At 66.7% G+C, this 22,736-nt stretch carries 20 protein-coding genes and 5 pseudogenes; 10 read left to right on the forward strand and 15 right to left on the reverse strand.

Annotation, left to right across the window (positions count from 1 at the left end; translation table 11 throughout):
• Positions 1-21: 21 nt before the first annotated feature.
• Positions 22-750, reverse strand: coding sequence for an ATPase (locus PT015_RS14700; protein WP_285185385.1), 729 nt, complete (start codon positions 748-750; stop codon positions 22-24).
• Between PT015_RS14700 and PT015_RS14705 the strand changes: the two genes are divergently transcribed.
• A complete protein-coding gene (locus PT015_RS14705) occupies positions 727-1,365 on the forward strand; it encodes an MBL fold metallo-hydrolase (RefSeq protein ID WP_285185386.1) in 639 nt (212 codons plus the stop codon). The genes PT015_RS14700 and PT015_RS14705 overlap by 24 nt on opposite strands.
• Positions 1,366-1,378: 13 nt before the next feature.
• Here PT015_RS14705 and PT015_RS14710 read toward each other — a convergent pair whose 3' ends face one another.
• The 5 genes and pseudogenes from PT015_RS14710 to PT015_RS24730 all read right to left on the reverse strand — a co-directional run bounded on the left by PT015_RS14710 (position 1,379) and on the right by PT015_RS24730 (position 5,278).
• Positions 1,379-3,031, reverse strand: a complete 1,653-nt coding sequence (locus PT015_RS14710) for an FAD-binding dehydrogenase (RefSeq protein WP_285185387.1) — start codon at positions 3,029-3,031, stop codon at positions 1,379-1,381.
• Between the two features lie 27 nt (positions 3,032-3,058).
• Positions 3,059-3,762 (reverse strand): annotated as a pseudogene (locus PT015_RS14715) (DUF2334 domain-containing protein).
• A 79-nt stretch (positions 3,763-3,841) separates the two neighbouring features.
• The gene (locus tag PT015_RS14720) at positions 3,842-4,330 is read right to left on the reverse strand and encodes a glutathione peroxidase (RefSeq protein ID WP_285185388.1); all 489 of its coding nucleotides are present in this window, start codon (positions 4,328-4,330) and stop codon (positions 3,842-3,844) included.
• A 79-nt stretch (positions 4,331-4,409) separates the two neighbouring features.
• Complete coding sequence (locus PT015_RS24725) at positions 4,410-4,931, reverse strand: MaoC family dehydratase (protein WP_390887821.1); 522 nt, start codon at positions 4,929-4,931, stop codon at positions 4,410-4,412.
• Positions 4,931-5,278 (reverse strand): MaoC family protein, encoded by a 348-nt coding sequence (locus PT015_RS24730; RefSeq protein ID WP_390887822.1) that lies wholly within the window; start codon positions 5,276-5,278, stop codon positions 4,931-4,933. The genes PT015_RS24725 and PT015_RS24730 overlap by 1 nt, the downstream gene beginning before the upstream one ends.
• A 135-nt stretch (positions 5,279-5,413) precedes the next feature.
• On the opposite strand from PT015_RS24730, the gene PT015_RS14730 reads away from it, so the two are divergent.
• The 5 genes and pseudogenes from PT015_RS14730 to PT015_RS14750 form a co-directional block, all read left to right on the forward strand.
• Positions 5,414-6,118: a histidine phosphatase family protein gene (locus PT015_RS14730; protein ID WP_285185389.1), complete on the forward strand. Its 705-nt coding sequence runs from the start codon at positions 5,414-5,416 to the stop codon at positions 6,116-6,118.
• 67 nt (positions 6,119-6,185) lie between these two features.
• Positions 6,186-6,784: pseudogene (locus PT015_RS14735) on the forward strand (TetR/AcrR family transcriptional regulator).
• Positions 6,781-7,227: an MmpS family transport accessory protein gene (locus PT015_RS14740; RefSeq protein ID WP_285187548.1), complete on the forward strand. Its 447-nt coding sequence runs from the start codon at positions 6,781-6,783 to the stop codon at positions 7,225-7,227. The pseudogene PT015_RS14735 and the gene PT015_RS14740 overlap by 4 nt, the downstream one beginning before the upstream one ends.
• A pseudogene (locus PT015_RS14745) lies at positions 7,224-9,071 on the forward strand (MMPL family transporter); the annotation flags it as partial. The gene PT015_RS14740 and the pseudogene PT015_RS14745, both read left to right, overlap by 4 nt.
• Positions 9,069-9,302, forward strand: a pseudogene (locus PT015_RS14750) (pyridine nucleotide-disulfide oxidoreductase); the annotation flags it as partial. The pseudogenes PT015_RS14745 and PT015_RS14750, both read left to right, overlap by 3 nt.
• 9 nt (positions 9,303-9,311) lie before the next feature.
• On the opposite strand, the pseudogene PT015_RS14755 reads toward PT015_RS14750, so the two are convergent.
• Positions 9,312-10,366: pseudogene (locus PT015_RS14755) on the reverse strand (NAD-dependent epimerase/dehydratase family protein).
• A 91-nt stretch (positions 10,367-10,457) separates the two neighbouring features.
• Between PT015_RS14755 and PT015_RS14760 the strand changes: the two are divergent.
• Both PT015_RS14760 and PT015_RS14765 read left to right on the forward strand, forming a co-directional pair.
• Positions 10,458-11,261 (forward strand): lysophospholipid acyltransferase family protein, encoded by an 804-nt coding sequence (locus PT015_RS14760; RefSeq protein ID WP_285185382.1) that lies wholly within the window; start codon positions 10,458-10,460, stop codon positions 11,259-11,261.
• 62 nt (positions 11,262-11,323) lie between these two features.
• A complete protein-coding gene (locus tag PT015_RS14765; RefSeq protein ID WP_285185383.1) occupies positions 11,324-12,751 on the forward strand; it encodes a WS/DGAT/MGAT family O-acyltransferase in 1,428 nt (475 codons plus the stop codon).
• Here PT015_RS14765 and purQ read toward each other — a convergent pair.
• From purQ to PT015_RS14780, 3 genes are all read right to left on the reverse strand, one after another.
• Positions 12,748-13,422 carry a phosphoribosylformylglycinamidine synthase subunit PurQ gene (purQ, locus tag PT015_RS14770; RefSeq protein WP_285185391.1) on the reverse strand — a complete coding sequence of 225 codons (675 nt, stop codon included), beginning with the start codon at positions 13,420-13,422 and terminating at the stop codon, positions 12,748-12,750. The genes PT015_RS14765 and purQ overlap by 4 nt on opposite strands.
• A complete protein-coding gene (gene purS / locus PT015_RS14775) occupies positions 13,419-13,658 on the reverse strand; it encodes a phosphoribosylformylglycinamidine synthase subunit PurS (protein ID WP_285185384.1) in 240 nt (79 codons plus the stop codon). The genes purQ and purS overlap by 4 nt, the downstream gene beginning before the upstream one ends.
• Before the next feature lie 67 nt (positions 13,659-13,725).
• Entirely contained in the window at positions 13,726-14,454 is a 729-nt protein-coding gene (locus PT015_RS14780) for an ATPase (RefSeq protein WP_285185385.1), read from the reverse strand.
• Between PT015_RS14780 and PT015_RS14785 the strand changes: the two genes are divergently transcribed.
• Positions 14,431-15,069: an MBL fold metallo-hydrolase gene (locus PT015_RS14785; protein ID WP_285185386.1), complete on the forward strand. Its 639-nt coding sequence runs from the start codon at positions 14,431-14,433 to the stop codon at positions 15,067-15,069. The genes PT015_RS14780 and PT015_RS14785 overlap by 24 nt on opposite strands.
• Positions 15,070-15,082: 13 nt before the next feature.
• Here PT015_RS14785 and PT015_RS14790 read toward each other — a convergent pair whose 3' ends face one another.
• From PT015_RS14790 to PT015_RS14800, 3 genes are all read right to left on the reverse strand, one after another.
• A complete protein-coding gene (locus PT015_RS14790) occupies positions 15,083-16,735 on the reverse strand; it encodes an FAD-binding dehydrogenase (protein ID WP_285185387.1) in 1,653 nt (550 codons plus the stop codon).
• Between the two features lie 27 nt (positions 16,736-16,762).
• A complete protein-coding gene (locus PT015_RS14795; protein WP_285185392.1) occupies positions 16,763-17,467 on the reverse strand; it encodes a DUF2334 domain-containing protein in 705 nt (234 codons plus the stop codon).
• A gap of 79 nt (positions 17,468-17,546) precedes the next feature.
• Complete coding sequence (locus tag PT015_RS14800) at positions 17,547-18,035, reverse strand: glutathione peroxidase (RefSeq protein ID WP_285185388.1); 489 nt, start codon at positions 18,033-18,035, stop codon at positions 17,547-17,549.
• Positions 18,036-18,112: 77 nt separating this feature from the next.
• On the opposite strand from PT015_RS14800, the gene PT015_RS14805 reads away from it, so the two are divergent.
• Positions 18,113-19,687 (forward strand): DHA2 family efflux MFS transporter permease subunit, encoded by a 1,575-nt coding sequence (locus PT015_RS14805; protein WP_285185394.1) that lies wholly within the window; start codon positions 18,113-18,115, stop codon positions 19,685-19,687.
• Between the two features lie 3 nt (positions 19,688-19,690).
• On the opposite strand, the gene PT015_RS14810 is transcribed toward PT015_RS14805, so the two are convergent.
• Both PT015_RS14810 and PT015_RS14815 read right to left on the reverse strand, forming a co-directional pair.
• The gene (locus tag PT015_RS14810) at positions 19,691-21,811 is read right to left on the reverse strand and encodes a S9 family peptidase (RefSeq protein WP_285185395.1); all 2,121 of its coding nucleotides are present in this window, start codon (positions 21,809-21,811) and stop codon (positions 19,691-19,693) included.
• Positions 21,808-22,701, reverse strand: coding sequence for a phosphoribosylaminoimidazolesuccinocarboxamide synthase (locus PT015_RS14815; protein WP_285185397.1), 894 nt, complete (start codon positions 22,699-22,701; stop codon positions 21,808-21,810). The genes PT015_RS14810 and PT015_RS14815 overlap by 4 nt, the downstream gene beginning before the upstream one ends.
• Positions 22,702-22,736: the final 35 nt, after the last annotated feature.

A 22,736-nucleotide genomic window follows, 5' to 3' on the forward strand; every position in this document is an offset into this window, starting at 1 on the left:
GTCGGGCTCCCGGCCGGCGCTCTAGCAGGAGCCGACGTATGCCGCGCAGACCGAACCCGTCATGGCGTCCAGCACTTGGGCGTCCGAAATGATCGGCCAGGGCGGCTGCACCGGGTCGGCCCCCCACAGCGTGAGCTCGCTGATCGTGCTGCTCTCCGGGTGCGCGACGAAGTAGGTGTGCAGGATGGTCGGCCCGCTGATCACCGCGGCAAGTCGGTTGGGCTCGTCCACGGTTACCGACGGCGACTCCGCGGGCGCGCCCAGCTGGCAGGCGCGCAGCGACGGCGCGACGAGGTCGAACACCGACCTCGCGACCGGACCGCCGTGTGCGGTGTCGCCCCGCCAATGCATGATCTCGGCCCGTAGCTGCCATTGGCCCACGGGCTTGTCGACCGATGCCCGCGCGGCGACGGCGGAGTTGCGGGTGTCCTGCGGGAACGGCGGCGTGGCGCACGCTTCCTCGAACCGGAATCGGGGCGTAGCACCGCCGGTCATCACCACCGCCGAGGCGGCCGGCGACGGCCAGCGGTAGGTCGCGCTGAGCGGTATCGCCTCCCGCGGGATCCAGGCGGTGGCCGGAATCTGATCGCAGGTGGGCGGGCAGGTCTCCGGATCGGCGCGCGCGGCCGGCGCCACCACGCAGGTGACCAGCAGGCCTCCCGCGATCAGCGCCGTCGCCAAGACTAGGCGCATGCCCCTGCACCCCATGAGCGCACAATCGTAGACATGCAACTCACGCATTTCGGTCATTCCTGCGTTCTTGCGGATTTCGGCCACACGAAGGTTTTGTTTGATCCGGGCAACTTCTCGCACGGGTTCGAGGGCATCACCGGCCTGTCCGCGATCGTGATCACCCACCAGCACCCCGACCACGTGGACGAGGCGCGGTTGCCGGCGCTGCTGGACGGCAATCCGGATGCCGCGCTGTACGCCGATCCGCAGACCACCGGGCAACTTTCGGTGCCGTGCCAGGTTGTACACGTCGGTGATGCGCTGTCGGTCGGCCAATTGACGATCCGCGCGCTCGGCGGCAAGCACGCCGTCATCCACCCGGAAATTCCTGTGATAGACAACATTTCGTATGTCATCGATGACGGCCAGCACGCCGGCAGCTTTATGCATCCCGGCGATGCGCTGTTCGTGCCCGACGAGCCGATCGATGTGCTGGCCACTCCGGCCGCCGCGCCCTGGATGAAGATCTCCGAGGCGGTCGACTATCTGCGGGCGGTAGCGCCGGCCCGCGCGGTGCCGATCCACCAGGCGGTCGTCGCGCCGGAAGCGCGCGGCATCTACTACGGCCGGCTCACCGAAATGACCGACACCGACTTCCAGGTGCTGCCCGAAGAAACCGGCGTCACCTTCTAGATCCTCGGCGAACTCAGCCGATGTCGTTGGCCGCGCCGCGGCCCGCCGCGCGCCCGGAAAAGATGCAGCCGCCGAGGAAGGTGCCCTCCAGCGCCCGATAGCCGTGCACACCGCCCCCACCGAAGCCGGCCACCTCGCCGGCGGCATACAGCCCGTCCAGTGGCGTGCCGTCGGCACCGAGTGCCCGCGAATCGAGGTCGGTCTCCAAGCCGCCCAACGTCTTTCGGGTCAGGATGTGCAACTTGACCGCGACCAGCGGCCCGGCCTTGGGGTCGAGGATGGGATGCGGCGCGACGACCCGGCCCAGCTTGTCGCCGAGGAACTCGCGGGCTGCGCGAATCGCCGTGACCTGACCGTCCTTGGTGAATTTGTTGACCACTTCCCGATCGCGGGCGGTGACCTCGTCGGCGACCGTCGCGTAGTCCAGCGGCGTTACGTCGGGCAGCGTGTTCATCGCGGACACCAACTCGCGCAACGAGTTTCCGGTGACGAAGTCGACGCCCCGGTCGACGAAGGCCCGTACCGGACCCGGCGCACCCGACCCGGCCCGTGACGCGAGTAGCTGCCGCACGCTGCGACTGGTCAGGTCGGGATTCTGCTCCTGTCCTGAAAGTCCGAACTCTTTGCCAATGATCTTGCTGTTCAACACAAACCAGGTGTAGTCGTGGCCCGACTTCGCGATGTACTCCAGCGTTCCCAGCGTGTCGAAGCCGGGATACAGCGGAACCGGCAACCGCTTGCCGTTGCCGTCCAGCCACAGCGACGAAGGGCCCGGAATGATCCGGATGCCGTGCATCGGCCAGATCGGGTCGTAGTTGGTGATGCCTTCGGTGTAGTGCCACATGCGATCCCGGTTGATCACCCGCGCACCGGTCTTCTCGGCGATCGCGATCATCCGGCCGTCGACGTGCGCGGGCACCCCGGCGAGCATCTTCTCCGGAACGCGGCCCATTCGGGTGGGCCAGTTCGCCCGCACCATGTCGTGGTTGCCGCCGATGCCGCCGCTGGTGACGATCACCGCTTGGGCACGAAACTCGAACTCGCCGATCGAATTTCGCGACGAGGTGACGCCACGCGGCTCGGACGACGGTTCCAGCACGCTGCCCCGAACTCCGACCACCGCCCCACCCTCGACGATCAACTCATCGACCTGGTGCCGGTAGGCGAACTGCACGTGCGGGTTGTCGACCAGCCGGCGCGCGAAGATCTCGACAATCCCCGGCCCGGTGCCCCAGGTGATGTGGAATCGCGGCACCGAATTGCCGTGTCCCTGAGCGCCGTAGCCGCCGCGCTCGGCCCAACCGACCAACGGGAAGATCTTCAGCCCGCGGTCGCGCAGCCAGCTGCGCTTCTCCCCGGCCGCGAAATCCACGTAGGCGTGCGCCCATTGCCTGGGCCAGTAGTCCTCCTGCCGATCGAACGCCGCGGTGCCGAGCCAGTCCTGCAGGGCGAGTTCGTGACTGTCGCGGACGCCGAGCCGACGCTGTTCGGGACTGTCGACGAAGAACAGGCCGCCGAACGACCAGAATGCCTGCCCACCCAGGTTGGCGCTGTTCTCCTGGTCGACGATCAATACCCGCTTGCCACGCTCCGCCACCTCGCAGGCCGCTACCAGGCCGGCCAGGCCCGCCCCGACGACGACGACATCAGCTTGGGTATCGCTCATGGCGCTACACAGTAGCGACCGGAATGGTCAGGCCGCGTCGAGAATCGCCTGATCCGCCCGCCACTGGTACACGGTGGCTTCGCAGCCCTGCAGCCGGGCAATATCAACCGCGTCCAGCATCGCCTGCAACGGCCCCGGCTTGCGCAGATGGCTGGCCGCCACCGCAACCCGGACGACGCCGTCGCGGCGTGCCACCCGCTCGGCCGAGAGCACCAGCATCCGGCACCACCACGGCTCGGACAGGAACCCTCGCCGATGCCCAGCACCCGTGCCCGCACGGTGGACCGCCGAACCAGGTCGGTGATCTCATGCAGGTCGGCAAGTAGCCGGAATCCGTTGCGCGGCAATGCTGTCACGGTTCCGGGCGATGCGGTCCAGCGCGGCGCCGCGAAGAGCCGGGTGCGCAGGCCGAGGTGTTCGAGCACCCGGTCGGCGGCCATCAGCCGAAGGTTGGCCTCGTGCGCGGGCAGCGTCGCGAATTCGCCGCGGCGCTTCTTGGTGGCGGCGTCGTCGTATCCGTTGAGCAGGACGGCGGCGCCGGAGGCGCGGCGGTCGGTCAGCCACTCGACGGTCGTCGGGTCGCGGTCCAGTCGGTAGCCGCCCTTGAGGCGCGGCGCGACCAGCAGTGACACCGGCACCGAGCGGGCGTCCATCTTCTCGCAGAACTCGGCAACGTCGTCCAGCGTGCGGTCGCGGATCCCGGATACCGAGACGATCAACTTCCCAGACACACGTCAATGGTGACCATCTCAGGTGTCCAGATAGTGACGTACACGCGGACAGCAGGCGTCAGTTCGCCCCGGCTACCAGCTAATTCGGCAAAGCGGCCTCGACGGCGGCGATGACCTCCGGCGCGTCGGGGACGGTCTGCGGCCGAAATCGATTGACCACCTGCCCACCCGGGGCGATCAGGAACTTCTCGAAATTCCACTGCACATCGCCCGCCTCGCCGGCGGCATCGGGCGTCTTGGTCAGCTCGGCGTAGAGCGGATGCCGATCCGGGCCGTTGACCTCGGTCTTCTCCAGCAACGGGAACGTCACCCCATAGGTGGTGGAGCAGAAGGTCTGAATCTCCTCAGCGGTGCCGGGTTCCTGCCCCATGAACTGGTTGCATGGGACCCCGAGAACGGTCAGTCCGCGCTCGCCGTAGTCGCGCGCCAACTGTTCCAGTGCCGCGTACTGCGGTGTCAGGCCGCATTTGGACGCCACGTTGACGACCAGGACGGCACGGTCGTTGTAGTCGGCCAGCGACAGGGCACCGCCGTCGAGGCCGGTCAGAGGGATCTCGGTCACAGTCATGGTCCGGAGGCTACCTGCATCGCACCCGCGGCAGCAGATTGATCAGCTAGTTAGTTTGTCGTTACGCTGGACGACCGGGCTAAACCTCGGTGTATTCCACCGCGCCGTCTTCGAGCACCAGTCGGGCATTGCTGCCGTCGGGCCCGGCCGCTTCGGTGCGGAACACCGCCCTGCCGGGCTCGGTGCGCCAGATCAGCGTCGTCAGCGTCTCGCCGGGAAACACGGGCTTGGTGAACCGGGCGTCGATCGCGGTGATCGCGTCGGCGTTGCCCTTGCCGAGCTCGGCGATCAGCGCGCGACCGGAGAACCCGTAGGTGCATAGTCCGTGCATGATCGGCTCGGGAAAGCCGGCCAGCTCCTTGGCGAACCACGGGTCGCTGTGCAGCGGATTGCGGTCGCCGGAGAGCCGGTAGATCAGCGGCTGGTCCTTGCGGGTGGGCAGCGCGACCCGGGCGTCGGGCTCGCGGTCGGGCACCTCCGGCGCGACGGGACGCTCGCCCGGCTGTCCGCCGAACCCGCCCTCGCCGCGGATCACCAGCGTGGTCAGCGTCTCGGCGACCAGCGCGCCGGTGTCGGGATCGGTGCCGCGACCGCGCAGCATCAGGATCGCGTTCTTGCCCTCCCCTTGTCCTGGATGTCGGCCACCTCGGTGGTCACCGAAAGTTGCCCGCGGGTGGCAGCGGCGCATGCCCGGATGCCCTGCGAACCGTGCAGCAGCATCGCCCAGTTGAACGACCCGACCTTGCCGGCCGCCCCGAATGCCGGGCAGCAGATCACCGCGTACGTCGGCAGCACCTGCTGGTCGATGTCGTGGCTGTTCTCGGTGGTGAATTTGAGATCGTCGAGACCGGCCCCCACCCCGAGCGCGTAGAGCAGGGTGTCGCGGTCGGTCCACTCGAACAACTGGGGCTCGGTGGTCGCGCCGACGGCATTCGGGTCGATCGCCATGCGGGTCTCCTCTTCGGTCGGCCGGGTCTCATTGATTTGGCAACGCCATTTCATCACCCGCCCACCGGTGTGATTTATTCAGCCAACCCTGGCAAACGTGCCCCGCCGAGGGCCCCGGCAAGGCAGGCTGTCCGCATGCGCAATCGCACTGTCGCCTGGAAGGTGGCTGCCGTCCTCGCCGCCGTGATCACCGTCGCCGCCTGCTCGAGTTCGCCGAAGGTGCGCAGCATCACGCTGACGTTCATCCGGCACGCCGAGTCGACCAGCAACGCCGAGCACGTCATCAACACCGACGTTCCCGGCCCGGGACTCACCGCGGACGGCAAGGGGCAGGCCGAGCAACTCGCGCATCAGCTGTCGCGCAACAACTTCGACGGCGTCTACGCGTCCAACATGGTCCGCACCTCGGAGACGGCGGAACCGCTGGCCCACGCGTTGGGCAAGCACGTCGAAATCCTGCCTGGCTTACGGGAAATCGATGCGGGCCGCTACAACAACTCCCCATCCAAGCGGGCCGACCTCACTTACCTGATCGCCCCGTCGCTGTGGTTGAAGGGCGACGTCAAGGACGCGGTCCCCGGCTCGATCAGCGGTGTTGAGTTCAACGACCAGTTCAGCGCGGCGGTGCAGAAGATCTACGACAGCGGCAACAGCAGGCCGGTGGCGTTCGCGCACGCCGAGTCGATCATGTACTGGACGCTGATGAACGTGAAGAACCCCAAGGACAGCCTCGCGACCAGCCATCCGCTGCCCAACCTCGGCCGCGTGGTGATCACCGGCAGCCCGGTGCTGGGCTGGACATTGGTCGAGTGGGACGGGATCAAGGACTTCAGCTACTGACGTAGCGAATTCATCCGTTCGGTACGGTACTGGACAGTACTACCCCTGCCCTCTAGGGTTATCCGCTGTGACCGGGACGGTTCAGCACGGCGTGACTGCTTCGCCCTGGTCGCCGCGCGAAACCGAGTTGCTCGACGTGACTCTGCAGCTACTGCAGGAGCACGGGTACGACCGTCTCACCCTGGACGCCGTGGCCGCCCGGGCCCGGGCCAGCAAGGCCACCGTGTACCGGCGCTGGCCGTCGAAGGCCGAACTGGTGTTGGCCGCCTTTATCGAGGGTGTCCGGCAGGTCGCGGTGCATCCGCACACCGGCAGCCTGCGCGGCGACCTCATCGCATTCGGGGAGGCGTGCCGCGAGCAGGCCTCCGCCCAGGCGGCACCATCCGCGCGGTGCTCGTCGAGACCTCGCGCCACCCCGCCCTAAACGAGGCGCTGCAGCATCAGTTCCTCGACCAACGCAAGGCGCTGATCGACGAGGTGTTGCACGACGCAGTCAAGCGCGGCGAGATCGACGCCGCGGCGATCAGCGACGAACTCTGGGATCTGCTGCCCGGCTACCTGATCTTCCGGATCATCATGCCGAACAACCCGCCGACCAAGGCAACGGTGGCGGCCCTCGTCGACGAGGTTCTGCTCCCGAGCCTCAGCCGAAAGGTGAACCGGTGAAAAGCTTTTCGCCGACGGCATTCGTCCGGCGACGATGGATGCTCATCGTCGCGGTCGTCGTGATCGTCCTCGCCGCTTTCGGAGTCGACCGACTGCACGGCGCCTTCGACTCGGGCAAGAACGCCGCACACGGCGCCAGCGCCTCCGACGAGATCGTCCCGTTCAACCCCAAGCACGTGGTGTACGAGGTCTTCGGCACACCCGGGGCCACCGCGACCATCAACTACCAGGACGTGCACGCCGCTCCGCAACGGATCGACAACGCCCCGCTGCCATGGTCGTACACCATCACCACCACCGACCCCGCGGTGATCGCCAACGTCGTCGCCCAGGGCAACGGCAACACACTCGGGTGCCGAATCACCGTCAACGGCGTCGTCAAGGACGAGAGGACCGTCAACGAATTGAGCGCCTACACCTTCTGTCTGGACAAGTCCGGATGAGCGACCACAGCGCGCGGCGGCCCCGCGTCCCGCATCTCATTCACCGGCTTGCATTGCCGATCCTGCTGTTCTGGGTGGCGGCGGCGATGATCCCGAACATCGTCATCCCCCAACTGGAAGAGGTCGGGCGGCTGCACAACGTCGGCATCAGTTCCCCCGATGCGCCGTCGTACCAGTCGATCAAGCACATCGGAAAGGTGTTCCACGAGTTCGACTCCGACAGTTCGGCGATGATCGTGCTCGAGGGCGACAAGCCCCTCGGCCCGGACGCGCACAAGTTCTACGACCAGATGGTCCACAAGCTGGAGCGCGACACCGCGCACGTCGAGCACATCCAGGACTTCTGGGGTGACACCCTGACCGCGGCCGGGTCACAGAGCACCGACGGTAAGGCCGCCTACGTCCAGCTGTTCCTCGCCGGGGCCCAGGGCGACGCGAAGGCCAACGATTCCGTCGACGCCATCCGCAACACCATCGACCACATGCAGGCGCCGCCCGGCGTCAAGGTCTACCTGACCGGCGCCGCGCCGGCGATCGCCGACCAGTTCACCGCGGGCAACAAGGGCAACAACAAAGTCACCGGGCTCACCGTTGCCGTGATTGCGGTGATGCTGTTCTTCGTCTACCGGTCGTTCGCCACCACCGGACTGGTTCTTGCCACCGTGCTGATCGAAATGGCCGCCGCGCGTGGGTTTGTCGCATTTTTGGGCAACGCGGGAGTTCTGCCGCTGTCGACCTACGCGACGAATCTGCTCACGCTGCTGGTGATCGCGGCCGGCACCGACTACGCCATATTCTTCGTCGGCCGCTACCAGGAGGCCCGGTCGGCCGGCGACGAGCGTGAAGACGCGTACTACAAAATGTACGAGGGCACGTCGCATGTCGTGCTGGGCTCGGGCCTGACCGTCGCCAGCGCGGTGGCCTGCCTCGCCTTCACCCGACTGCCCTACTTCCAGAGCCTGGGCATCCCCGCCGCGATCGGCATCGTCATCGCGCTCGTCGCTTCGCTGACGCTGGGTCCGGCCATCCTCGTGATCGCCAGCCGCTTCGGGCTGTTCGATCCCAAACGCGCGCTACAGACTCGCGGCTGGCGCCGCATCGGGACCGCGATCGTCCGGTGGCCGGGCCCAATTCTGGTGGTGTCCATCGCAGTTGCCCTCATTGGACTGCTCGCCCTGCCCGGCTACAAAACCAGCTACGACATCCGTCCCTACATTCCGTCGGACGCGCCGGCCAACGTGGGGTACACCGCCGCCGAGCGGCATTTCTCCCGCGCTCGGTTAGAGCCCGAGCTGCTGATGGTCGAGGCCGACCACGACCTGCGCAACCCGGCCGACATGCTGGTGCTGGAGAAGATCGCCAAAGGCATCTTCCACATTCCCGGAATCGCTCAGGTGCAGTCGATTACGCGTCCGCTGGGCGCACCGCTGGACCACAGTTCGATCGCGTTCCAGATCAGCCAGCAGAGTGTCGGTCAGGTGCAGAACCTGAAGTATCAGGCGGACCGCGCGCGCGACTTGCTCACGCAGTCACAGGAACTCGACAAGACCATCGGAATCCTGCAGCAGCAGTACACGCTGCAGCAGCAACTCGCCACCGCTACCCACGACGAGACGCAGAAGTTCCACGAGACGCTGGCGATCATCAACGAGGTCCGGGACAAGCTCGCGAACTTCGACGACTTCTTTCGGCCGTTGCACAGCTACTTCTACTGGGAGAAGCACTGCTACGACATCCCGATCTGCTTCGCGCTGCGCAATACCTTCGAGTCGATCGACAGCATCGACGAGCTCACCGAGAAGTTCGGCGACCTGACGACCAGCCTGGACAAGCTCGACGCGATTTACGCGGACGGGTACACCGGCCGGGCTCGGATGGTGGTGGATGCCGATCACAAGTACCTGCTCGGCGTGACGTTCGTCGGTCCCGGTGTCTCGGAACTCCTGCACTCCGCAACCATCGCCGTCGCCGGCCAAGTGCCGATCAACCGACTGTGGCACGCCGTGCCGTGTTTTCCCACGATCAGCGAGGTGTGGCTGAGGCTTCTCGAGGCCTACCGAGATACGCAGCCTTGAAGCGTCCGGCTATTCCGGCCTGGGGTCGCCGAGTCGCGCACGCATCGCGCCCCACGGGTCGGCGTAGCGGCCCGGCGTATCGCGATACGCGGCCTGGCGTTTGAGAAACGCCCGGGCCAGCGGTGCGATCAACGCGATCGGGTAGCGCCGCCACCCGGTGGTCGCGCATCTCGGCCAGCATCGCTGGCCATGAATGGTGTTGGAACGACAGCGCCTGTTGCGCGCGCGTGGTGTCCAACCAGTCCGTTACGAACCAGTCATCCTCGCTGTCCGGGTCGCCCGGTCTACCGACCGGCAGCACGTTCGAGAGCGCGCGCCGCCGCCAACGCCGGCCCGACGTCCCGTTGCCGGAGCAGATGCGAGTCGTCGCCCGCAATCAACAGCGTCTCGCCGACAACGTCAGCCGTGGTCGCCGCGGCGAAAGCCGTCGCCACGTCGCGGACGTCGACGGTGTGGATCCGGCCGTCGGTCGGCAGCGTGCTCTCGAAGTACAGTGCGTCCCGGCTGAACGGGATCGCGCCCGGTACGACGCTCATCACCCCGCCGAGTCGCAGGATCACCCACTCCAAATTCGAAGCGCGTACTAGATTTTCGGCCTCGATCTTGTGGGCGCCGTAGAGATCCGACGCACGCACCGGGGAATCGGCGGTCAGCCGCTCGGGATGGCGATGCGGGTTGCGCGACCCGTACACGGCGTTACTCGAGGCCAGGATGAAGCGCGGCGGTCGTGGATGCGACTGCGCGGCGCGCACGAGCGCGGCGGTAGCGTCGACGTTGACACGTCGACCCAGTTCGCGGTTGCGGAAAATCGCCGGGATGATTAGCGCGGCGAGGTGGACGATCGCCGTCGGCGACTCCTCGGCGAGCAGGCAATCGACCTCGTCGGGCTTGGTGAGGTCGGCCCACCGAGTGGTCACCCCGGACGGCAACAACGCCGCCGCGGTGCGCTGATCCGGGGTACCGAGGTCGGTGACGACCACTCGATGCCCGTCCGCGGCCAGTCGGCGCACGGTCTGCGACCCGACTAGGCCGAATCCACCCGTGACCAGTACCTTTTCGGTCATTTTCCCTTGCCTACGCAGCGGATATGACGTTCTCAAAAATGGAGAGTATCATGCTCACGACGACGATCGACGACGATTCGAGGGCTCCAGCATGGCGGGCAGCAACGCGGAGAACCGCGAGACGGCTAAGTGGGATCCCGAGTTCACCAAGCAGGTCGCCAACACCGTCGGCCCGGTGATCAAGCAGTATCACCGCGCCGAGGTGCGCAACATCGAAAACGTTCCGGCCACCGGCGGGGCACTGGTGGTGTCCAACCACTCCGGCGGGATGCTCACGCCGGACGTGTTCATCTTTTCGCCGGCGTTCTACAAGAAGTTCGGCTACGACCGTCCCGTCTACACACTCGGCCATTACGGCATCTTCATGGGACCGTTGGACGGCATCCTACGACGACTGGGCGTCATCGAGGCCAGTCGCGAAAATGCCTCCACAGCACTGCATTCCGGCGCCGTGGTGTTGGTGTTCCCCGGCGGGGACTACGACTCCTACCGGCCGACGTTCGCCAACACCATCGACTTCAACGGTCGCACCGGCTACGTGCGTACCGCGATAGAGGCCGGCGTTCCGATCGTGCCGACGGTCTCGATCGGCGCCCAGGAGACCCAGCTGTTCCTGACCCGCGGCCACTGGCTGGCCAAGAAACTGGGAATCACCAAGGCGCGCATGGACATTCTGCCGATCAGCGTCGGCTTCCCGTTCGGGCTGAGCATGATCTTTCCGCCGAACCTGCCATTGCCGTCGAAGGTGGTCACCGAGGTGCTCGAACCGATCGACATCACCAAGCGCTTCGGGAAGGACCCCGACGTCGACACGGTCGACGAGTACGTCCGTTCGGTGATGCAAGCCGCGCTGGACCGGTTGGCCAAGCAGCGCCGCTTCCCGATCCTGGGCTGAATGCGCCATTTCGCGGTTTCGCCAGCTCCGAAGTGCTTGCATGAGCGCACGGAGGTGGGCCGATGAAACGACTCAACGGCATGGACGCCATGCTGCTCTACAGCGAGACGCCCAACCTGCACACCCACACGCTCAAGGTGGCGATCGTCGACCCTGAGGCCGCCGACACGGAATTCAGCTTCGAGGCGTTCCGGCACCATCTGCTGCGGCGGCTGCATCTCCTGGAACCGTTGCGCTACAAGCTCGTTGACATCCCATGGCGGTTACACCACCCGATGTGGCTGGAGAACTGCGACGTCGACCTCGACTACCACCTGCACCGGGTCCAGGTGCCCGCGCCCGGCGGTCGCCGCGAACTCGACGCGATCATCGGGGAGGTGGCGTCGACGCCGCTGGATCGCAGCCGCCCGTTGTGGGAGTTCCACATCGCCGAGGGATTGGCGGGCGGACGGTTCGCGCTCATCGGGAAGATCCATCACGCCCTCGCCGACGGCGTCGCCTCGGTGAACCTGCTCGCCCGCGCGATGGACCTCAGGGGCGCGCCGACCGACGAACGCGACAACGATGAGGCGGGCGTCAGCCCGACGACGGCAGGTCTGCTGGTCGCCGCCGGGCGCGATCACATCCGGCAAATCACCGATCTTCCCGGTCTGGTCGGCGATGCGGCGAAAGGCTTCACCCGGGTGCGCCGGCGCACGAAAGAGCGCGGAGATCATCCCGACCTCGCCGACGCCTTCGATGCCCCGCCGACGTTCCTCAACCACGTGGTGTCACCGCAGCGCCGGTTCGCCACCACGGCGCTGCGCCTGGCCGACGTCAAGGCCACCTCGAAGGCACTCGGTATCACCGTCAACGACGTGGTGCTCGCGACGGCTGCGGGTGCGCTGCGCCGGCTGTTGCTGCACTACGACGGCAAAGCCGACCGGCCGATCATCGCGTCGGTCCCCACGGCCACCGACAAATCGGACCGCGTCACCGGCAACGAGATCAGCGGGCTGTCGATTTCACTGCCCGTGCATGTCGCCGATCCGGCCGAACGGGCCCAGCTCGTCGCGCTGGCCACCAAGATCGCCAAGGAGGACCATGAGATCCTCGGCCCGAAGCTGTACGGACAGTTGATGGGTTACCTACCGACGGCGATTGCCCCCGCGGCGTTCCGCTGGCTCGGCCGGCGCGATGCGCCGAACAAGATGATGAACGTGGCGGTGTCCAGCGTGCCCGGGCCGCGCGAACGCGGCCACTTCGCGGGTGCGCCGGTCAGCGAGATCTACTCGACGGGGGTGCTGTCACCTGGTGCCCCGGTGAACATCACCGTCTGGAGTTATGTCGACAAGCTCGGCGTCGCGGTGCTCACCGACGACGAGACCTTCGACGACCCGCACGAGGCCACCGAAGCACTCAGTGCGGCATTCGGTGAACTACGTTGCACCGCTGGACTTTCCGCGCAAGATAGTCCGGTCGACCTGATGGCCGAGCACGCACTGCGCTAGGCCGTCAGAACTGCGTCGAGCGCCGAGTAGAACAGGCCCAGACCGTCGTCGGACGGCCCCGTCAACGCCTCGGTGGCGTGCTCGGGGTGGGGCATCAGGCCGACGACGCGGCCGTTGGCCGAGCTGACACCCGCGATGCCACGCAGCGAGCCGTTGGCGTTGTCGTGGTAGCGGAAGACCACCCGGCCCTCGCCTTCCAGCTCGTCGAGCACCGCGTCGGAGGCCACGTACCGGCCCTCGCCGGACTTCAACGGGATCAGCAGGTCCGCGCCCTGCTCGTAACGCGACGTCCAGGCCGTCGACGTCGATTCCACCCGCAGCCAGACGTCACGGCAGACGAAGTGCAGGCCGAGGTTTCGGGTCAGCGCCCCGGGCAGCAGACCTGCCTCGCAAAGCACCTGAAAACCGTTGCAGATACCCAGAACCGGCAATCCACGCCCCGCGGCGGCGACCACCTCGCCCATCACCGGGGCGAACTTCGCGATGGCGCCGCAGCGCAGGTAGTCGCCGTAGGAGAACCCACCGGGCACCACCACGGCGTCGACGCCCTTCAGGTCGGCGTCCGCGTGCCACAGACTGACGGCCTCGGCGCCGGCGAGCCGCGCCGCGCGCGCGGCGTCGACATCGTCCAGCGTCCCGGGGAAGGTGATGACGCCGATGCGGGGCGTCACTGCGGCTCTCGGCTGACGGTCCAGTCTTCGATCACCGTGTTGGCCAGAAGCGACTCGGCGATCTCGGCCAACGCCGCGTCGTCGACGCTGTCGTCTACCTCGAGCTCAAACCGCTTGCCCTGTCGGACATCCGAGATGCCGCCGTGGCCGAGCCGGCCCAGCGCACCGACGATCGCCTGGCCCTGCGGGTCGAGAATCTCGCCCTTGGGCATTACGTGCACAACCACCCGGGCCACCCGCACTCCTCACTACTGTCTTGGCTGCTCGGCGCCAACTGTACCGGTCGGGCTCCCGGCCGGCGCTCTAGCAGGAGCCGACGTATGCCGCGCAGACCGAACCCGTCATGGCGTCCAGCACTTGGGCGTCCGAAATGATCGGCCAGGGCGGCTGCACCGGGTCGGCCCCCCACAGCGTGAGCTCGCTGATCGTGCTGCTCTCCGGGTGCGCGACGAAGTAGGTGTGCAGGATGGTCGGCCCGCTGATCACCGCGGCAAGTCGGTTGGGCTCGTCCACGGTTACCGACGGCGACTCCGCGGGCGCGCCCAGCTGGCAGGCGCGCAGCGACGGCGCGACGAGGTCGAACACCGACCTCGCGACCGGACCGCCGTGTGCGGTGTCGCCCCGCCAATGCATGATCTCGGCCCGTAGCTGCCATTGGCCCACGGGCTTGTCGACCGATGCCCGCGCGGCGACGGCGGAGTTGCGGGTGTCCTGCGGGAACGGCGGCGTGGCGCACGCTTCCTCGAACCGGAATCGGGGCGTAGCACCGCCGGTCATCACCACCGCCGAGGCGGCCGGCGACGGCCAGCGGTAGGTCGCGCTGAGCGGTATCGCCTCCCGCGGGATCCAGGCGGTGGCCGGAATCTGATCGCAGGTGGGCGGGCAGGTCTCCGGATCGGCGCGCGCGGCCGGCGCCACCACGCAGGTGACCAGCAGGCCTCCCGCGATCAGCGCCGTCGCCAAGACTAGGCGCATGCCCCTGCACCCCATGAGCGCACAATCGTAGACATGCAACTCACGCATTTCGGTCATTCCTGCGTTCTTGCGGATTTCGGCCACACGAAGGTTTTGTTTGATCCGGGCAACTTCTCGCACGGGTTCGAGGGCATCACCGGCCTGTCCGCGATCGTGATCACCCACCAGCACCCCGACCACGTGGACGAGGCGCGGTTGCCGGCGCTGCTGGACGGCAATCCGGATGCCGCGCTGTACGCCGATCCGCAGACCACCGGGCAACTTTCGGTGCCGTGCCAGGTTGTACACGTCGGTGATGCGCTGTCGGTCGGCCAATTGACGATCCGCGCGCTCGGCGGCAAGCACGCCGTCATCCACCCGGAAATTCCTGTGATAGACAACATTTCGTATGTCATCGATGACGGCCAGCACGCCGGCAGCTTTATGCATCCCGGCGATGCGCTGTTCGTGCCCGACGAGCCGATCGATGTGCTGGCCACTCCGGCCGCCGCGCCCTGGATGAAGATCTCCGAGGCGGTCGACTATCTGCGGGCGGTAGCGCCGGCCCGCGCGGTGCCGATCCACCAGGCGGTCGTCGCGCCGGAAGCGCGCGGCATCTACTACGGCCGGCTCACCGAAATGACCGACACCGACTTCCAGGTGCTGCCCGAAGAAACCGGCGTCACCTTCTAGATCCTCGGCGAACTCAGCCGATGTCGTTGGCCGCGCCGCGGCCCGCCGCGCGCCCGGAAAAGATGCAGCCGCCGAGGAAGGTGCCCTCCAGCGCCCGATAGCCGTGCACACCGCCCCCACCGAAGCCGGCCACCTCGCCGGCGGCATACAGCCCGTCCAGTGGCGTGCCGTCGGCACCGAGTGCCCGCGAATCGAGGTCGGTCTCCAAGCCGCCCAACGTCTTTCGGGTCAGGATGTGCAACTTGACCGCGACCAGCGGCCCGGCCTTGGGGTCGAGGATGGGATGCGGCGCGACGACCCGGCCCAGCTTGTCGCCGAGGAACTCGCGGGCTGCGCGAATCGCCGTGACCTGACCGTCCTTGGTGAATTTGTTGACCACTTCCCGATCGCGGGCGGTGACCTCGTCGGCGACCGTCGCGTAGTCCAGCGGCGTTACGTCGGGCAGCGTGTTCATCGCGGACACCAACTCGCGCAACGAGTTTCCGGTGACGAAGTCGACGCCCCGGTCGACGAAGGCCCGTACCGGACCCGGCGCACCCGACCCGGCCCGTGACGCGAGTAGCTGCCGCACGCTGCGACTGGTCAGGTCGGGATTCTGCTCCTGTCCTGAAAGTCCGAACTCTTTGCCAATGATCTTGCTGTTCAACACAAACCAGGTGTAGTCGTGGCCCGACTTCGCGATGTACTCCAGCGTTCCCAGCGTGTCGAAGCCGGGATACAGCGGAACCGGCAACCGCTTGCCGTTGCCGTCCAGCCACAGCGACGAAGGGCCCGGAATGATCCGGATGCCGTGCATCGGCCAGATCGGGTCGTAGTTGGTGATGCCTTCGGTGTAGTGCCACATGCGATCCCGGTTGATCACCCGCGCACCGGTCTTCTCGGCGATCGCGATCATCCGGCCGTCGACGTGCGCGGGCACCCCGGCGAGCATCTTCTCCGGAACGCGGCCCATTCGGGTGGGCCAGTTCGCCCGCACCATGTCGTGGTTGCCGCCGATGCCGCCGCTGGTGACGATCACCGCTTGGGCACGAAACTCGAACTCGCCGATCGAATTTCGCGACGAGGTGACGCCACGCGGCTCGGACGACGGTTCCAGCACGCTGCCCCGAACTCCGACCACCGCCCCACCCTCGACGATCAACTCATCGACCTGGTGCCGGTAGGCGAACTGCACGTGCGGGTTGTCGACCAGCCGGCGCGCGAAGATCTCGACAATCCCCGGCCCGGTGCCCCAGGTGATGTGGAATCGCGGCACCGAATTGCCGTGTCCCTGAGCGCCGTAGCCGCCGCGCTCGGCCCAACCGACCAACGGGAAGATCTTCAGCCCGCGGTCGCGCAGCCAGCTGCGCTTCTCCCCGGCCGCGAAATCCACGTAGGCGTGCGCCCATTGCCTGGGCCAGTAGTCCTCCTGCCGATCGAACGCCGCGGTGCCGAGCCAGTCCTGCAGGGCGAGTTCGTGACTGTCGCGGACGCCGAGCCGACGCTGTTCGGGACTGTCGACGAAGAACAGGCCGCCGAACGACCAGAATGCCTGCCCACCCAGGTTGGCGCTGTTCTCCTGGTCGACGATCAATACCCGCTTGCCACGCTCCGCCACCTCGCAGGCCGCTACCAGGCCGGCCAGGCCCGCCCCGACGACGACGACATCAGCTTGGGTATCGCTCATGGCGCTACACAGTAGCGACCGGAATGGTCAGGCCGCGTCGAGAATCGCCTGATCCGCCCGCCACTGGTACACGGTGGCTTCGCAGCCCTGCAGCCGGGCAATATCAACCGCGTCCAGCATCGCCTGCAACGGCCCCGGCTTGCGCAGATGGCTGGCCGCCACCGCAACCCGGACGACGCCGTCGCGGCGTGCCACCCGCTCGGCCGAGAGCACCAGCATCCGGCACCACCACGGCTCGGACAGGAACCCCTCGCCGATGCCCAGCACCCGTGCCCGCACGGTGGACCGCCGAACCAGGTCGGTGATCTCATGCAGGTCGGCAAGTAGCCGGAATCCGTTGCGCGGCAATGCTGTCACGGTTCCGGGCGATGCGGTCCAGCGCGGCGCCGCGAAGAGCCGGGTGCGCAGGCCGAGGTGTTCGAGCACCCGGTCGGCGGCCATCAGCCGAAGGTTGGCCTCGTGCGCGGGCAGCGTCGCGAATTCGCCGCGGCGCTTCTTGGTGGCGGCGTCGTCGTATCCGTTGAGCAGGACGGCGGCGCCGGAGGCGCGGCGGTCGGTCAGCCACTCGACGGTCGTCGGGTCGCGGTCCAGTCGGTAGCCGCCCTTGAGGCGCGGCGCGACCAGCAGTGACACCGGCACCGAGCGGGCGTCCATCTTCTCGCAGAACTCGGCAACGTCGTCCAGCGTGCGGTCGCGGATCCCGGATACCGAGACGATCAACTTCCCAGACACACGTCAATGGTGACCATCTCAGGTGTCCAGATAGTGACGTACACGCGGACAGCAGGCGTCAGTTCGCCCCGGCTACCAGCTAATTCGGCAAAGCGGCCTCGACGGCGGCGATGACCTCCGGCGCGTCGGGGACGGTCTGCGGCCGAAATCGATTGACCACCTGCCCACCCGGGGCGATCAGGAACTTCTCGAAATTCCACTGCACATCGCCCGCCTCGCCGGCGGCATCGGGCGTCTTGGTCAGCTCGGCGTAGAGCGGATGCCGATCCGGGCCGTTGACCTCGGTCTTCTCCAGCAACGGGAACGTCACCCCATAGGTGGTGGAGCAGAAGGTCTGAATCTCCTCAGCGGTGCCGGGTTCCTGCCCCATGAACTGGTTGCATGGGACCCCGAGAACGGTCAGTCCGCGCTCGCCGTAGTCGCGCGCCAACTGTTCCAGTGCCGCGTACTGCGGTGTCAGGCCGCATTTGGACGCCACGTTGACGACCAGGACGGCACGGTCGTTGTAGTCGGCCAGCGACAGGGCACCGCCGTCGAGGCCGGTCAGAGGGATCTCGGTCACAGTCATGGTCCGGAGGCTACCTGCATCGCACCCGCGGCAACTTAGATTGATCAGCTAGTTAGTTTGTCGTTACGCTGGCCCATATGGTTTCGAGCGCGGCATCGCCGACGGACACTGCATCAGGCGCCGACTATCCCGACTCGCTCGACGCCGGACTGCTGCGAATCGCCGGGGTCTGCATTCTCGCCTCGGTGATGGCGATCCTGGACGGCACCGTCGTCAGCGTCGCGCAACGCACGTTCGTCGCGGAGTTCGGGTCGACCCAGGCCATGGTCGCGTGGACGATCACCGGGTACACGCTGGGGCAGGCCACCGTTATTCCGTTGGCCGGCTGGGCATCCGACCGGTTCGGCACCAAAAGGCTGTTCATGGGCGCGGCCCTGTGGTTCACCCTGGCGTCCTTGATGTGCTCGCTGGCGTCAAACATCAGCCAGCTCATCGCCTTTCGCGTCATTCAAGGCATCGGCGGCGGCATGCTGGTGCCGCTGACGCTGATCATTCTGACCCGCGAGGCCGGTCCGAGGCGGCTCGGCAGGCTGATGGCGGTGCTCGGAATTCCGATGCTGCTCGCGCCGATGTGCGGCCCGGTCCTGGGCGGCTGGCTGATCAGTGCATACGGCTGGGAGTGGATCTTCCGGATCAACCTGCCGGTCGGCGCGATCCTGCTGGTTCTGGCCGCCTCGGTCTTCCCGAAGGACCAGCCGCACCCGTCGGAGGCGTTCGACTTCGTCGGAATGTTGTTGCTGTCACCGGGATTGGCCTCTTTGCTGTTCGGGATCTCGTCGGTGCCCCGGCACGACAGCTTCACCGACAACCGGGTCTGGATACCCGGGTTGATCGGCATCGCGTTGATTGCGGCGTTCGTGCTCCATGCGCTGCACCGTGCCGACCATCCGCTGATCGACCTGGCGCTGTTCCAGAACCGCGCGGTGACGTTGTCCAACATCGCGATGTTCGCCTTCTCAGTCGGATTCTTCGGTGCATTCCTGGTGGTCCCCAGTTACCTGCAGCAGCTGTTCCACGAGACGCCGCTGCAGTCCGGCTTGCAGCTGATTCCGCAGGGGCTGGGCGCGATGCTCACCATGCCGCTGGCCGGCACATTGATGGATCGCCGCGGGCCCCGCAATGTCCTGCTGGTCGGCATCGCGCTGATCGCGGCGGGGTTGGCCGTATTCACCTATGGCGCATGGCAACAGGCGGAGTACCTGCCGGTCCTGATGGTGGGGCTGGTGACAATGGGGATCGGTCTGGGGTGCACGCTCACGCCGTTGTCCGGAGCTGCGGTGCAGACGTTGCGGCCGAACGAAGTGGCGCGTGGGTCGACGTTGCTGAGCGTCAACCAGCACGTCGCGATCGCGGTCGGCACCGCCCTGATGTCGGTGATCCTGACCAGTCAGTTCAACCGCAGCGAAACCATCGGCGTCGCAGAGAAACTCGGCATCCTGCGTGGCAAGTTCACCAAGCACGGCGCACCGGCCCCGGCACATCACGACGTGTCCGCGGACTTCACCGCCCGGCTCATGCACGACCTGACCCAGTCCTACACACTCGTGCTGATGGTGTCTATCGTCATCGTCGCGCTGACACTCATACCCGTGGCGTTCCTGCCCAACAAGCCGCCGCCGGCCGGGCGGGCCGAAGCGAATGTCCCGGTATAGCCGCTAGACCTGACCGCCACCGTAATGCTCGCGGTCGGCGGCCGCCAGCAGCCAGGCGTACTGGTAGGCCGTCTCTTTCCAACGCTCGTACCGCCCGCTGATACCGCCGTGGCCCGCCGTCATCTGAGTCTTCAGCAACACCGGGCTACCGTTAGTGTTGCTATACCGAAGCGCCGCAACCCATTTGGCGGGCTCTACGTAATAGACCCGGGTGTCGTGCAGCGACGTCATCGCCAGGATGGCCGGATAGCTGCGCTCGGCAACGTTCTCGTACGGCGAATACGACTTCATGTAGTGGTAGACGTCGCTGTCGCTCAACGGGTTTCCCCACTCGTCCCATTCGGTGACGGTCAGCGGCAGCGACGGGTCCAGGATCGTCGTCAGCGGATCGACGAACGGCACCTGCGCGAGGATGCCCGCGAACAGGTCCGGAGCCATATTGGCCACCGCACCCATCAGCAATCCGCCGGCGCTACCGCCCAACGCCACCAACCGATCCGGGCGCGTCTGCCCGGTGTCGACGAGATGCTGCCCGACGGCGATGAAGTCGGTGAAGGAGTTCTTCTTGTCAAGCAGCTTGCCGTGCTCGTACCAGAGCCGGCCCATCTCGCCACCGCCCCGAACGTGGGCGACAGCGAAGACCATGCCGCGGTCGAGCAGCGACAGGCGAGCGATCGAGAACCGGGGGTCCTCGCAGATCTCGTAGGCGCCGTAGCCGTACACCAGTGCAGGAGCCGGTAATTCGATACCGGCGCGGTGCACGATCGAGATCGGGATCTTGGTTCCGTCGGCGGCCAGCGCCCATTCGCGGCGTTCGACGTAGTCCTCGGGGCGATAGTCGCCGAGCACCGGTTGCTCACGCAGCAGCGTGCGCTCGCCGGTCTCGAGATCGAGGTCGTAGATGCGCACCGGGATGACGAACGATCCCGCGCCGACCCGCAGCTTCGGCGAGTCCCAGTTGGGGTTGCCGCCCAGCCCGGCCGACATCAGTTCGGAGTCGAACGAGATCTCCTCGGGTTGCCCGTAGCCGTCATCGGCGATGGGCCACAGCTGAATTCGCGGTAGCGCCTCGCCACGGTAGCTGACCACCAGATGTCCGGCGAACGCGTCGACGCCGTCGAGTCGCACGTCGTCGCGATGCTCGATCAGCGTGCGTTGGTCGGTCGGGTCGCCGACCGGGGCGTCGACCAGCGTGAAGTTGACCGCATTCTCGTTGTGCAGGATCAGGAATCGGTCCCGCCCGCCGACGACCGCGTGCTCCACCGAGTATTCGATCCCGTCGCGGCGCGGTAGCACGGTGACGAACTCGGCGGTCGGGTCGGCGGCGTCGGCGTAGCGGACCTCGGAGGTGATCGCCGAACCCGACGCGATCAGCACGTACTTGTCGCTACGGGTCCGGCCGACGCCCAGCCAGTACTTCTCGTCCGCCTCGTGATAGACCTTCTCGGCCGGCAGACCGGATGCCAGCCGGTGTCGCCACACGGTGTCGGGGCGCCACGCCGCGTCGACGGTGATGTAGTAGACGGTCCGGTTGTCGGTGCCCCACGTCGCGCCCGCGCCGATGCCGACGATTTCGTCGGGGTACTGCTCGCCGGTGCGAAGGTTCCTGAACCGCAACGTGTATCGCTCGTCGCCGACCACGTCGACGGAGTACGCGAGCACGTTGCCGTCCGGACTGATGCTGGCCGCTCCCAGTGAGAAGAAGTCGTGTCCCTCGGCCTCGACGTTCTCGTCCAGCAGCACCTGTTCGCCCGGGATCTCCGTGTGCTCGTCGAGGACGGGCGGATTCCAGTCGTTCGGATCGGCCACCGCGCAACGGCATTGGACGCCGTACTGTTTACCCTCGAAGCTGCGGGCGTAGTACCACCAGTCGCCGCGCCGGACCGGAACAGAAAGATCCGTTTCCTTCGTGCGGGCCTTGATCTCATCGAAGATCTTCTGCCGCAACGGCTCTAGCGCAGCGGTGGCCTCATCGGCGTACTCGTTCTCCGCTTCCAGGTAACTGAGCACTTCGGGGCTGGACTTGTCTCGCAGCCACTCGTACGGGTCGACGAAGACGTCACCGTGAAACTCTCGCCGCGAGTCGACTCTCTTGGCGACTGGCGGCTCAACGCTGGCGGTCATGCGGCCGAACCGATCCAGTCGTCGAAGCTGAGACCGGAAATACGTTCGTAGGCCTCAATATAACGCGCTCTGGTGGCGTCGACGATGGCGTCCGGCAACGCGGGCGGCGGCTCCGAACCGTGTCGGTCCCAGCCCGACTCGGCGCCGAGTAGCCAGTTGCGGACGAACTGCTTGTCGAAGCTGTTCTGCACCTCGCCGGCCCGGTATTCGGCGGCGGGCCAGTACCGGGACGAGTCCGGGGTGAAGACCTCGTCGGCCAGGATGAGGTTGCCGTTGGCGTCCACCCCGAACTCGAATTTGGTGTCGGCGATGATGATTCCCTTGGTCAGCGCGTGATCTGCGGCCTGCACGTAGGTCTGTAATGTCCGGTCGCGCAGCTGGTTGGCCCGCACTCCGCCGACCAGTCCGATGACCTGTGGGAACGCGATGTTCTCATCGTGTTCTCCCAGTTCGGCTTTCGTGGCCGGGGTGAAGAGCGGCGTCGCGAATCTGCTGGCCTCGACGAGACCGGGCGGCAACGTGATGCCGCAGACCTTGCCGCTCGCCTGATAGTCCAGCAGGCCCGAGCCGGTCAAATAGCCGCGGGCGACGCATTCGACCGGCACCATCTCCAGTTGCTTCACCACCAGCGCGCGGCCCAGGACCTCGTCGGGGATGCGCTCGTCGTCCGGTGGGCCGGCGAGGTGGTTGGGCGCGTCGACGAGGCCGAAGAAGAACACGCTCATCGCGGTCAGGATGCGGCCCTTGTCGGGAATCAGGCTGTCGAGCACGTAATCGAATGCGGAGATCCGGTCCGTCGCGACGAACAACAGGTGGTCGTCGTCGATGCGGTACAGCTCGCGGACTTTGCCACTGGCCAAGTGCTGGTAGTCGGACAGAGCGGGACGCATCGGGACAGCCTAACTGTCAGCCGAACCGTGCCCGC

Source organism: Candidatus Mycobacterium wuenschmannii, assembly GCF_030252325.1.
GTDB lineage: Bacteria > Actinomycetota > Actinomycetes > Mycobacteriales > Mycobacteriaceae > Mycobacterium > Mycobacterium wuenschmannii.

Coding starts and splice junctions, on each gene's coding strand:
- PT015_RS14705 (WP_285185386.1), top strand. CDS start 727: ATGCAACTCACGCATTTCGGTCATTCCTGCGTTCTTGCGGATTTCGGC.
- PT015_RS14700 (WP_285185385.1), bottom strand. CDS start 750: ATGACCGAAATGCGTGAGTTGCATGTCTACGATTGTGCGCTCATGGGG.
- PT015_RS14780 (WP_285185385.1), bottom strand. CDS start 14,454: ATGACCGAAATGCGTGAGTTGCATGTCTACGATTGTGCGCTCATGGGG.
- PT015_RS14785 (WP_285185386.1), top strand. CDS start 14,431: ATGCAACTCACGCATTTCGGTCATTCCTGCGTTCTTGCGGATTTCGGC.
- PT015_RS14815 (WP_285185397.1), bottom strand. CDS start 22,701: ATGCGTCCCGCTCTGTCCGACTACCAGCACTTGGCCAGTGGCAAAGTC.
- PT015_RS14765 (WP_285185383.1), top strand. CDS start 11,324: ATGAAACGACTCAACGGCATGGACGCCATGCTGCTCTACAGCGAGACG.
- PT015_RS14720 (WP_285185388.1), bottom strand. CDS start 4,330: ATGACTGTGACCGAGATCCCTCTGACCGGCCTCGACGGCGGTGCCCTG.
- PT015_RS24725 (WP_390887821.1), bottom strand. CDS start 4,931: ATGCTGCGCGGTCGCGGCACCGATCCCGACACCGGCGCGCTGGTCGCC.
- PT015_RS24730 (WP_390887822.1), bottom strand. CDS start 5,278: ATGGCGATCGACCCGAATGCCGTCGGCGCGACCACCGAGCCCCAGTTG.
- PT015_RS14730 (WP_285185389.1), top strand. CDS start 5,414: ATGCGCAATCGCACTGTCGCCTGGAAGGTGGCTGCCGTCCTCGCCGCC.
- PT015_RS14810 (WP_285185395.1), bottom strand. CDS start 21,811: ATGACCGCCAGCGTTGAGCCGCCAGTCGCCAAGAGAGTCGACTCGCGG.
- PT015_RS14800 (WP_285185388.1), bottom strand. CDS start 18,035: ATGACTGTGACCGAGATCCCTCTGACCGGCCTCGACGGCGGTGCCCTG.
- PT015_RS14760 (WP_285185382.1), top strand. CDS start 10,458: ATGGCGGGCAGCAACGCGGAGAACCGCGAGACGGCTAAGTGGGATCCC.
- PT015_RS14790 (WP_285185387.1), bottom strand. CDS start 16,735: ATGAGCGATACCCAAGCTGATGTCGTCGTCGTCGGGGCGGGCCTGGCC.
- PT015_RS14710 (WP_285185387.1), bottom strand. CDS start 3,031: ATGAGCGATACCCAAGCTGATGTCGTCGTCGTCGGGGCGGGCCTGGCC.
- PT015_RS14805 (WP_285185394.1), top strand. CDS start 18,113: ATGGTTTCGAGCGCGGCATCGCCGACGGACACTGCATCAGGCGCCGAC.